Source organism: Dyadobacter koreensis (assembly GCF_900108855.1).
Lineage (GTDB): Bacteria > Bacteroidota > Bacteroidia > Cytophagales > Spirosomataceae > Dyadobacter > Dyadobacter koreensis.
Map to the genome: position 1 here is coordinate 45,380 of NZ_FNXY01000006.1, position 12,194 is coordinate 57,573.

Below are 12,194 nucleotides of genomic sequence, written 5' to 3' on the forward strand. Positions count from 1 at the left end.
TAAACCTGTAAAAAAAATGAACTTCAGACATAAATTTATATTTTCTGCATTGCTGGCGACTTTGGTACTTGGTGGTACAAGTTCCTGCGATGATAGCTATTTGGACAAAAACCCGTTGAACGCTATATCGGGTGAAACTTTCTGGAAAACCCAGGCGGACGTGGACATGGCACTGGTTGGTGTTTATCGTAGGCTTCAAAGTGTGGTTTTTGGGCACCGCAGGTCAATATTGGATAGTTATTCGGACAATTCCTACGACAGACACAACCAAATAGGTTTTCAGAACCCGAGTATTGGTATTATCAACGCGTCCAACGTTCCTACCTCGTTGTACAATGAGCCTTATGCAGGTATAGCTGCTGCCAATTATTTTCTTGAAAATGTAGGAAGTGTAGCGGCTGTGCCTCAGGCAACTAAGGACGTTTATATAGCAGAAGCCAGGTTTCTGCGTGCATTGTTTTATTTTGAGCTGGTGCAATATTTCGGAGATGTAATCCTTTATAAAACAGCTCCAAAAACTGCCGAAGAAGCCAAGGTAGCGAAAACTCCAAAGGCGGAAGTAATCGCTTTCATCGTTGAAGACCTTGACAATGCAATTTCCAAATTGCCAGCCACCGCTTATGCAGGACACGCTGTTAAGGCAAGTGCGCAGATGCTGAAGGCTCGGGTAAGGCTCTATCAGCAGGATTGGACTGATGCCGTCGCACTAACCAGTGCGATTATGGCCGATAATAAGTTTTCAATTTATCAGGGGGGCTATTCCAATCTGTTTTTACAAACGACGCAACAGGGAAATCCGGAGATCATTTTTTCAACCAAATATCTTGCACCAAATAATCCTCAGGGAAATGAAGGAATGCTTGTAGAAATCGGCTGGTACGGCGGAAATCAGCCGTACAAAAATCTCGTGGATGATTATGAGACAATTTCAGGTAAACCGATTACAGATCCGACTTCAGGTTATGATCCTGCCAATCCGTACGTAAACAGAGATCCCAGATTAAAAATGACCGTACTGGTACCAGGCGATCCCTACATTAACCCGGACGGCTCAACATTTGTGACTACCGATCCCGTTCTTACAGGTTTTACCCAGAAGAAATACATGGACGCATCGAAGCTGCCGTGGGACAGATCTAAAACTCCCGTCACAGATATGAATGTTATTCACATGCGCTACGCAGAAGTTTTATTAGCCTACGCAGAAGCCAAAAACGAGCTATCGGGGCCCGACGCCACGATCTATGACGCGCTGGACAAGATTCGTACCAGGGCAAGTGTTGGACTGCCTAAAGTAGATCAGACCTCGTATGCTACAAAAGATGCATTGCGGGAGTTTATCCGTCACGAAAGAAGAATTGAACTGGCCATGGAAGGGCATCGTTATTTTGATCTGAAACGCTGGAATATTGCTGCCGCGAAATTTGCAGCGGTAAAAAATCCCGCAGGCGTGTCTCTGGTTTTTGGAGAAAAAAATAATGTACTTCCTTATCCGCAAGGGGAAATTGACAAGAATACGTTGTTAATACAAAATCCTGGTTATTAAAACAAAATCAGCCTTTTTTGGTTTCAGGGGTGTCTCCGTTTCGCAACAGAGGCACCCTGTTTTACCAACGAAGGCAGTCGACTTCCCTTTGATCGTGAGCTAATTTGGAATGGTCTTGGGTTAAAATTTGGAAAAGATTTTGATAGACTTCTGATATCTTGGTAATACAAAGCAAATCATTAAACAAAGCTGCTTTGATGTTTGTACCAATTGGTGTCGTCTGCTGGTCCGACTGAAAAGAAAAAAACTCGATGTAGGGGAAGGTTCCTTTCATCACTAACAATAACAAAAAAATCTGATGGTGAATGCAATTTGTAAGGTCATAGGGGCTTCTATATTTTCCCTTTTATGTTTTAGCGCGCACGCTCAAAAACCGGTTAATCTAAAATTATGGTATAAGCAGCCAGCCACTCAATGGGTAGAAGCTTTGCCAATTGGTAACGGGCACATTGGTGCTATGGTGTTTGGAGGTGTTGAGCAGGAGCTTTTACAACTTAATGAAAGTTCACTCTGGTCTGGCGGGCCGGTGAAAACAAACGTTAATCCGGGATCAGCATCCTATCTTCCACAAGTCAGAGATGCGCTATTTAAAGAAGGAGATTATCAGAAAGCAAATCAATTGCTGAAAAAAATGCAGGGGCTTTATACTGAGTCATATATGCCCATGGGCGACTTAAAAATTGTTCACGATTTCAAAGGTGAGAAGTCAACCAATTATTACCGGGATCTCGATATCGCAAATTCCATCGCGACAACAAGCTTCACAGTTGACGGGGTAGTTTACAAAAGGGAGATTTTAAGTTCTGCTCCTGATAATATTCTGGTGGTCAGGATAACAGCATCAAAACCTAAGCAGCTGAACTTCATCGTTTCGGCAAACAGCCAGATAAAGTACAAACTTCAAACAACTGCCTCAAAGGAACTGTTGGTAAATGGAAAAGCACCTGCCCATGTTAACCCCAATTATTATAATCCTGCGGGTCAGAAACCTATTATTTACGATGATTCCAGCGGCTGCAATGGAACACGATTTCAATTCAGATTAAAAGCTGTAAGCAAAGACGGAACGGTTTTAACGGATACTTCGGGAATTCATGTAACGGGGGCAACCGAGGTATTTGTCTATTTATCTGCAGCAACAAGCTTTAACGGTTTTGACAAATGTCCAGATAAGGATGGAAAAGATGAAAAATTGCTGGCCAGGGGTTATCTCGACAAAGCTATAATTAAAGGTTATCCTGTTTTGTTGAAACGTCATCTGGACGACTATCACACTTATTTTAATCGTGTCGTTTTCGACGTAACAGATAGTACAAAGAACAATCCAAACACAAATTTACCTTCCGACGAGCGCTTAATTGCTTACTCGAAAGGAGCTTATGATCCCAAACTTGAAACGCTTTATTACCAATATGGCCGCTACTTGTTAATTTCATCATCAAGAGCAGCATTGCCCGGCGTCCCTGCCGGCCCTCCGGCCAACCTGCAGGGAATTTGGAACAAAGAAATGAGACCACCATGGAGTTCTAATTACACGATTAACATCAATACCCAGATGAATTACTGGCCTGTTGAAGTTGCGAACCTTTCAGAAATGCATCTGCCTCTGCTTTCTTGGATCAAGGATCTTGCCATGACAGGAAAAGTAACAGCCAGGGAATTTTATGGGGCCAAGGGTTGGGTAGCTCATCACAATGCTGATATTTGGGGGCAGTCTAACCCGGTTGGAAATGTGGGCGACGGAGATCCGCTTTGGGCAAATTGGTATATGGGTGCCAACTGGCTAACCCAACATTTGTGGGAGCACTACCGATTTTCAGGTGACAAAACATTCTTGAAGGAAAGGGGATATCCCCTTATGAAGGAAGCGGCATTATTTACGTTGGATTGGCTGGTAGAAGACAAAGATGGATACCTGGTTACGGCTCCGTCTACTTCGCCTGAGAATAAATTTAAAGATCCAAAAGGCGGCGAGGCAGCTGTTTCAATAGCCACAACGATGGATATGTCCATCATTTATGATTTGTTTTCAAATCTGATCGAGGCCGCGGATGTACTTGGGAATGATCAGGAATTTAAGAGATTACTTATTGAAAAACGTGCTAAACTTTACCCGCTAAAAATTGACAGCAGAGGCAGAATTCAGGAATGGTATAAGGATTTCGAGGAAACTGATACGCTTCACCGCCATGTCTCGCATTTGTTCGGCCTCCATCCAGGTCACAGCATATCACAGGATACCCCCGAATTTTTTGAGGCTGCAAAAAAGACATTGGAGGTCCGAGGAGATGCGGGAACCGGATGGAGTAAAGGCTGGAAAATTAATTTTTGGGCAAGATTACTGGATGGCGATCATGCTTATACGCTCATTAGGCAGCTTATGAAATATACCAATGAAGGAAAAGGATATTCTCGGAGCGGCGGTACTTATCCTAACTTTTTTGATGCACATCCGCCATTCCAGATTGATGGAAATTTTGCAGGAACAGCCGGTATGTCAGAAATGTTGATTCAAAGTCACTTGAAAGAAATCTATCTTTTGCCTGCGTTACCGTCTGCCTGGAAAGATGGCCGGATAAAAGGACTACGTGCCCGTTCTGGTTTTGAGATTGATATAAACTGGAAAGATGGAAAGCTCTCTGAGTCGGTGATAAAATCATTGAACGGTGAATTGTGTACTATCAAAACAAAAGTTCCTGTAAAAGTGAGTGGGGCCGTCGCAATTACTGAAAAAACCGAGTCAGGTTACATCAATAGATTTAAAACAAAAAAAGGGAAAACGTATAAGGTTCTGGTTGCAAATTAAAACGTTCCCAAATCAATCCAAAAAAGTTGCTGATTGCCCTGGAATAGTAGCTTCCAGGCTATTGCCTTACGAAGCAATTATCTGGGGCAATCAGTATCAATGCTTCATAAGACTGTCAGGGAGCATTTCCCGGCATTGCATTTGATTTTTGTCCGGATGAGATACGAATCTGGTGAACGGGTAGCTGAACTATTTAATTGCTTTGACAGATCGGAATAGGGGTAGGCATTTTGTGTGTTTTAACACATAATATTTTTCGATCGAGGCATAACGGATATTTGCTAGTGAGCCTATTTGCTGCCCGGTCGCTTCCATATGCCTTATATGGATCCATGGTGGCAAAGGATCGGGAAGGTCGAAGATTTTAACCCCGGGATTTTTCTTCGTGTCAATTTCTTCAAGCAAAGTAACATTCAGGTGGCGTAATTAATTGCAGTCTTTCGGGATTTGATCCCAAAGTTATTTTCTTAGGTCATGCAACGGTTTTGTAGAGATTCGGTGTCCAGAGGTTATGTTCGATGCCATAGTTTCAGGGAATCTCGAAAGAATTAAACCGACCGTATCCAATGAAAACACAATTACGAAATCAACGTCTCTTCTTTTTTGTACTTTTTATATTTTCCCTTTCGTCTTGCAGCAAAGTTAAAGACGAACAGCCCACGCCAGTTAATCCGGTTCCTGATGCGGTTGCGAGAATTTTGACGGATGCTTATCCGGAGGCCAAAGAAATTACTTTAAAGACTGTGGAAGAAGACAAAGAATGGGAGGCCCGGTTTTCGCAAGGAGAGGTGCAATATTATGTAACATTAAACCCTTCAAAGATTTTAGCGGCTCACCAATTGATCAGCGAAACTGTTCCGGATTCCATCAAGCAATATTTTGAGACGATCCCTGTCTTGTCACCTAACAAAGGCGTACTTTCCGATTTTAGAAAAATTATTAATGCTACCGCGAGTGATCTAAACTACACTGCTAAATTTTCAGTGGACCAGAAGACTTATCTGTTAACATTCAGAACCTATAATCAGCCATCCGGTGATTATGATGTTACCGTTACTGATTATTATAAATTCAGCTATTATGACCTGAATGATCAAATATCGACTTACCTCACAGATAATCGTTATGCCAACGGATTCGCAAAAATCAGGGTTCTTGCAGATAATAAAAAGCAGTACACAGTATGGACGAATCATGTGAATGGAGAAACCGGAGATATGGTTTTTAATGATCAGAAGCAATTAATTGTCTCTTTCAGAAGATTTGAAGTCATTTCCAAGTTGACGGATTTTCCGGAAAACATCCAAAAATTTGCCAAAAATACGGGTCTCTTGCTAGGGGAAGGGAATTACAAGTTTGTGGAAAACAATATTTCAGGCTTCCATATTTTTATGTTGGGAATTGCCGGAATCAGAGGGTACCGCTATTCCCTCGACTTTGATTCGGATGGCAATCTGCTTACATCTCAGCTAAATATTTCAGTAGTTCATAACAGAAAGTGAGATTTGTATGCTTATCTGATTTCTTTGTTTTCATTACCCCTAATCAATGAAGTTTTTTCGTAGCAAGAAATACAGGACTCTGAGCGAACTTGTACTGGGCTGTCAAAGACTTGAAGCCAGTGCCCAAACTGAGTTTTACAAAAGATATAAGGCAAAGCTTATAGGTGTTTGTATTCGTTATGCAAGAACACGTTCGGAGGGCGAGGATATCTTTCAGGAAGCATTTATAAAGGTCTTCAGGAATATAACCGAAATCAGGGAAGTAGAATCCGTTGATAGCTGGGTCAAATCCGTAGTAATACGCACCGCTATTAATTATTATAACAGAACGACCCGGCAACAGCTGCTGCATGAAGATCTGACTCATTCAGACATAATTTTACAGTCCGAGGATTATGAATCAATTATTGACCGAATGGAAACCGAGTTGGTAATTGACATTATATCCCAGTTGCCGGATGGATATAGGATGATTGTAAATCTGTACTTGATCGATGGGTATACGCATGCGGAGATTGCCGCCTTGTTGTCCATAACCGACGGGACGGTACGCTCCCAATATCACAGAGCACGAAACGTATTAATGAAAAAGTTACAGAAAATTGGAATAGATCGGTATGAACTCCCAGGATAATGCTATTGACAGAGCACTCAAGGAGGCGCTCAAACGAAAATTCGATGATTTTGAAACCGACTCAGGCAATGCTTCGGAAGAAGTTATTTTTAGTAAGTTAAAACGTGATTCGCGGCAATTTGCCCAGAAGAAAGTCCTGCTGACAGCAGGATTTATAATCTTTTTGGTTTCGTGTTACTTATATTTTTCCATTATTGGAATCAAAAACAAACCGATTGTAAGCGTTTTTACAAAGGAGACGGGCGATATTCCGGCAAAAATACATACTACCCGGGCAAAGATCGATTCCCGCGTTACCCCACAAGCGTCACTGAGAAATAATAGCAGCGTATTACAAACTTCCGCGTACGGAACAAAGGATAAACTTCCGGATACATTTAAGACAACTAAGAAATTTACAAATGCAGAAAGGATTGCAACAAAAAAAATTGCACGAGTTAAAATCATCGGCTCGACTGCGAAAAATAAACGAAATTTACCCAAAATAAATGAGGTAGCCGAGGTAGCAATGGGACCTCTCATTCAAACGGCGGGAAGAGATCAAAATTCGATAGGCCGTGGAAAGTTAGCCCCTGATTTTTCCTCGGCACCAAAGCCATTTTCAGTAGACTATGATAATCTGGAAATAATCGATAAAAGGCCCATGACAAACAATTCGGTATCACCTGTAAAGATTACTTTTAATACCGATACGTTAGAAAAAGCAGGTATTCTCAGCTACAAAGCTGGCAAGAGGTTTTCATTTATAATAAACGTGCTACCCCTGAGCCCCCTTCAGATGCTAACAGTAAGAGCAATACCGGGAATAACGTATCAAAATATAAATATTCCTTCAGAACTGTCTTTGAGTCAGCTCGGCTACAAATTTACAGGTGGGATAAAAAAAGGAGACTTTGCGTTTATTTTTAGTTATGGTCAATTGAAACAGTCATTCGATTATGAAATTGCCTCGGAAGAATTCGAACTCAAAAGAACCTCGAAGGACTACAATTTTACACCGGTTGGAATTCCCTACAAGCAGAATAACAAACTCAAATTTATTGGCCTGGGCATAAAACGACGTGGTGTTGTAAAAAATGCATCCGTATTTCGGGGTTATTTTGGTGAGATTGGTTTAGAGTTTTCGCGTGAGCTGACAACAAAAAAAAATTTGATGTGGTCAAATCTGGCAATCGGCAAACAAGTCATAGTGGGCAAAAATTCGTTACTTAACATCGGCCCATATGTGGAATACAGTTTTACAAAGATGGTAAATCCGGAAACCAGATTTCAGATCCGGCCTTACCAGGTTGGTATTTTAATTGGACTTACGTTACCTGATTTGCAGAATGATTAACTTTCAATCTGAACTAATTGCTTCACTATTTTTTGGATCTTACAATATGTAAATCGATACAGGTGTAATTCCCTCATTTACTTTACAACCGAATAGAATCTACCAGCGGTATGCCGGTAATTCCACGCTTTGTTGTTTTTCCACTATTCAGAAAGGGTATTGGGTCAAATTTGTAAGGTAATAAAGTGTAAATATGAGCACTATGGTGTTTACCTTTTTCTCTTTCTGTAATGTTTTTCGTTGTCTTGGAAGGAAATCAATAGTGCTTCGCTAGGATCAAGCTGAACATTGACCGAGGATTACATATATTTGGTGACGCCAGTTTAACTTGTTTATAATTAACAAATTATCGGCGTTCTTGGTTTGAATATCTGCGTATGAAAACTTCTTCAGAGATAAGTTTCCAAATTAATTTTAGAAACTTAATGCGAGCACAGAAGTTTTGTAGATCAGTAAAAACCAAACGTGTAACTTCCCCAGAAGCTCTGCCAGTCGGCTTCCTTACTATTGCCGTTTGGAATCATGTGAACCGTACTGATCATCCATTTGCCGGTTTGGTCAATAGGAAATTCAACATGGCCTGTATTATCACTTCTTAATTTTTCATGCGTTGTTTTGCCATCAACCATATGCCAGGCCAATACCAATGCATTGGTAAGAGGCTTATCGTCAAAAAGGACTTGGAAAGTAATAGGGCCTTTTGATTTTTGATCGTAAGGATTTTTTGCCGGTATAATTTCAAGTCGCATACCCGTATTGATCGCAAATGAATTATCCGTTTTACTTCCTGCCTGCACAAGTGTTTTGACACATCGTTGGTACAATTCTCTTCCTGCTTTTAACGTGTCCCTGTTTTGTAAGCGCAGTTTGCCGATACGGTCCAGACCTTCTGTGCGAAGATATTCATTGAACTGTAAAGCTTCAAGTTTAATGAATTTGCTGGTATTGTTAAATGCTAAAAGATGACTGCCTTCCGTCTCAAATGAGATGCTGATGCTACTCAGACTATCTCCGAAAACTTTGTTTCGAACATCAGTTTTCCGGCCATTACCGTAATGATCCAGTTTCGAAATTTTATATTTGTGTCCGTTTGAATGTTCTCCCTGGTAATCTTCCCCTACCATCAAATCAATTCGGATTTTTTCATTTTTTTTTACCCAGAACCTGATAGGTTCTAACCAGAATTCATGTGCAAAGGATAGTGTGCCTGCCAACAATAAACCACCTAAAAGTATTGATTTTTTAATTTTCATAATGTAATCCGCATGAGTTGAGATACGAGACTTTCGTTTTTTGAATTAAGAATAACTTTCCCTGAAACGCTGCAAAATTCAAGATTTAGAAACAGAAAACAAGGGATAATGACACTGATGATGTCAAAAAAGTGTGTTTAAGTGTGAAATTTTGCCTTTTGGATTAATCTTTTGGTTTGCTATGTTAAGCTAACGCAATCCGTTATTATATTTGCGGCTGAATACGATGCGTACGACTATAATTTACATATGGCTTATTACGACAATTCTGCCGACGTTTAGTCAGTGGGGCACCATTGCATATTATCAAGTCAACAAAGCGTATATCACGCGGGTACTTTGCGAGAATCGTGATAAACCGCAGCTTCATTGCGATGGCAAATGTTATTTGGCCAAAAAACTTAAAGAGCAAGAGGAAAAGCAAGATCAAAGAACCAGCGAACGGATTCAAGGCATTCCCGTGCTGCAGCTATTCGCTTCACCACTCGCTACATTTGAGTTTCTGTCCAGGCCACTTTTACAATCCTCCGGTGGTAGTTTTCCGTATCACCTCGCAACTTATCAGGCTCCCTTTTCAATCCTGGTTCCGCCTCCCTGTTTGTAGTTTTTTTTCCCTTTTTTCATACAGCCTATAACCTGTTGAACGTAAAGTTTCGATAGGGGAAATGCTTTTTTTACATCAAGACCTATTATCGCTCTCTTTCCAAATCCGGAATGAGCTGATTTCTAATTGCATTATTCGAATGAAGATCAAATATTTATTTTTGCTTTTTTTTATTTTCCCGATTTGTCTCGGCTCCTATGCCCAATCCGGTTTTGGAATGCTCAGTGGCCGGATTGTCAACGCGGATCAGCAGCCGGTAACCGGTGCGTCTGTTTCACTGGAAAAGACAAAACTTGGAACTGTAACTGCTAGTGACGGCCAGTTCAGCTTGAAAGGGATAACGCCCGGATCATACATTATTTCAATTTCCAACGTAGGATATACCGCATTTAGCCAAAACATCCTGATATCGAAAGGAAAAAATCCTTTTCTGGACTTACAGCTTTCCGAAAGTAAGCAGCAGCTTGATGAAGTTGTTGTTAGTACAACAAAAAACCGCTATCAGGTGCTTACGTCCAGTGCATCCACGCGAACAGGAACTCCTTTGCTTTCTACGCCGCAATCGGTACAGGTCATGTCTTCACAGGTTCTGCGTGACCGCCAGGCATTTACTCTTAATGAGATTGCCGGCTCCTTTACGGGCATGAAAGCAAACAATGGAAATGGGAATTTTCAGATACGTGGTTTCAGTGCCTATTCGCCCAATGACGCCAGTTTTTTGTTGTATAATGGAATTCGTGGTAATTTATTTTTATGGAGCCAGCAGCCGTTACTTTACAATATAGAATCAGTGGAATTGCTCCGGGGTCCTTCGGGAGCGTTGTTCAGTGAGGGTTCTCCTGGTGGCGTGATCAATTTTGTGACAAAAAAACCGTTACAAGAACGACAGGCCAGTGTGGATCTTTCTCTGGGTAGCTGGGGTTTTGGGCGTGCCTCTGTGGATTTTACTGGTCCGGTTTCTAGTCAGAAAAAGCTTCTTTACCGGGCCATTATAGGATTTGACCGGACCGAAAGTTTTCGAGATTATCAGAAAAAGAAAAACTTGTTTTTGGCTCCTTCGCTAACATACCTTATCAGTAAAAATACCTCATTAAATCTTGAATTAAATTATGCCTATCAGAAAGCTGTTCAGCAGTATGATAATGGGAGTTACATTTATACAAGAACTGACGGTACATTCGACTTCCAGCGTTACCCTAACAATCTGACAATTCAGAGTCCGACTGATTATGGTAAAACACATAATGCATCCGCCACCCTGACTTTTGAGCATCAGATTAATAATCAGCTTAAGCTTACGGTTGTTGAGCGGGCAGTCCGAAATGTGCTGGATTTCACGGACCATATTCCAGTGGGAAGGATCCGCAATGACTCTATCAGCCGTGGATTTCAGGATTGGGAGACCGACCGTTTCAGTCTTCAGACTACTGCTTTTGCTACTTATACCACAAAGACAGGGCCTCTGGGACATCAAATCGTTGCTGGCGCAGATTATAACCGTTACGGTTGGACTCAAAATGATTATCAGTATAAACCCTCAACTCGGATTTCAATTCTAAACCCGGATTATTCCGGCAGTATACCTGATGCCTCTGTACCCTCGGACGAATCTGACGACAACAAGCGTGTGACGAATCTTATTGGTGCATATATTCAGGATCAGGTTAGTGTTGGCAGTAAATTTAAAGTTTTGCTCTCATTGCGCCACGACAGATACGATGGTAAGGAGACTCCTTTGTCGGACAGAGATAATAAACAAGGTGACGAGCTTCAGGCATCAGGCTGGATTCCAAGAGTTGGGCTGGTATATCTACCGGTAAGAAATGTCTCGGTTTATGGCACTTACCTAAAATCCTTTAATCCCCAAACCTCTAACAATGTGCTGTCCGGTGGCCCGTTTCCAACCCGGAAAGCGACGCAGTACGAAGTAGGTTCGAAGGCAGAATTATTCAGTAGCCGTCTGTCGGCCACTTTGTCGATTTATCAGATTAATTATGCCAACATTCTTACGGCAGCTCCAACAGAGGAAAACTCTCATCGCCAGGCAGCGATCGATGGCACCCGCAGCAGGGGCGGAGAATTTTCAGTTGTTGGTAACCTGAATAATGTTAGTCTGATAGCTGGTTATGCTTTTAACGAACATGAACTTGTAAGTACCAGTACATACGGTAAAAAGGGCGATCGCTTTGCCAACGCTCCCAAACATCAAGTCAATTTTTGGGGTAAATATTCTCTTCCTTTCCGGGGTCTTAAAGGCCTGGGAATTGCTGCCGGAATTCGATATGTTAGCGATCAGGTCGGCTTGCTCACCAATCAAAACTTTATTTTTCCTTCTTATACAGTTATGGATGCCGCACTTTCGTATCAGCGAGGCAGGTATCAATTGCAAATTAATGCGTATAACCTTGCAAATAAGCACTATTTCACCGGAAGTCGGTCTGGTGTGACGCTGGCCGGGTTGGGTGATCCGTTGAATGTAAGGGTAGGGTTAAGATATCAGCTTTGGTAGTACT

The 12,194-nt window shown here is 41.6% G+C and carries 8 protein-coding genes; 7 read left to right on the forward strand and 1 reads right to left on the reverse strand.

Annotated elements, in window-relative coordinates:
* The first annotated feature begins 16 nt into the window (after window positions 1-16).
* The 5 genes from BMY70_RS18955 (at window position 17) to BMY70_RS18975 (ending at window position 7,824) form a co-directional block, all read left to right on the forward strand.
* Complete coding sequence (locus tag BMY70_RS18955; RefSeq protein WP_090337879.1) at window positions 17-1,546, forward strand: RagB/SusD family nutrient uptake outer membrane protein; 1,530 nt, start codon at window positions 17-19, stop codon at window positions 1,544-1,546.
* Window positions 1,547-1,844: 298 nt separating this feature from the next.
* On the forward strand, window positions 1,845-4,352 hold the full coding sequence (locus BMY70_RS18960) for a glycoside hydrolase family 95 protein (protein ID WP_090337880.1): 2,508 nt from the start codon (window positions 1,845-1,847) through the stop codon (window positions 4,350-4,352).
* Between the two features lie 566 nt (window positions 4,353-4,918).
* Window positions 4,919-5,854, forward strand: coding sequence for a hypothetical protein (locus BMY70_RS18965; protein ID WP_090337881.1), 936 nt, complete (start codon window positions 4,919-4,921; stop codon window positions 5,852-5,854).
* A gap of 46 nt (window positions 5,855-5,900) precedes the next feature.
* The gene (locus BMY70_RS18970; RefSeq protein ID WP_090337882.1) at window positions 5,901-6,488 is read left to right on the forward strand and encodes an RNA polymerase sigma factor; all 588 of its coding nucleotides are present in this window, start codon (window positions 5,901-5,903) and stop codon (window positions 6,486-6,488) included.
* On the forward strand, window positions 6,472-7,824 hold the full coding sequence (locus BMY70_RS18975; protein ID WP_090337883.1) for a hypothetical protein: 1,353 nt from the start codon (window positions 6,472-6,474) through the stop codon (window positions 7,822-7,824). The genes BMY70_RS18970 and BMY70_RS18975 overlap by 17 nt, the downstream gene beginning before the upstream one ends.
* Window positions 7,825-8,273: 449 nt before the next feature.
* On the opposite strand, the gene BMY70_RS18980 is transcribed toward BMY70_RS18975, so the two are convergent.
* Window positions 8,274-9,077, reverse strand: a complete 804-nt coding sequence (locus tag BMY70_RS18980) for a DUF4198 domain-containing protein (protein ID WP_090337884.1) — start codon at window positions 9,075-9,077, stop codon at window positions 8,274-8,276.
* A 226-nt stretch (window positions 9,078-9,303) separates the two neighbouring features.
* Between BMY70_RS18980 and BMY70_RS18985 the strand changes: the two genes are divergently transcribed.
* Both BMY70_RS18985 and BMY70_RS18990 read left to right on the forward strand, forming a co-directional pair.
* Window positions 9,304-9,681, forward strand: coding sequence for a hypothetical protein (locus tag BMY70_RS18985; RefSeq protein ID WP_090337885.1), 378 nt, complete (start codon window positions 9,304-9,306; stop codon window positions 9,679-9,681).
* A 139-nt stretch (window positions 9,682-9,820) separates the two neighbouring features.
* Window positions 9,821-12,190 carry a TonB-dependent receptor gene (locus tag BMY70_RS18990; RefSeq protein WP_090337886.1) on the forward strand — a complete coding sequence of 790 codons (2,370 nt, stop codon included), beginning with the start codon at window positions 9,821-9,823 and terminating at the stop codon, window positions 12,188-12,190.
* Window positions 12,191-12,194: the final 4 nt, after the last annotated feature.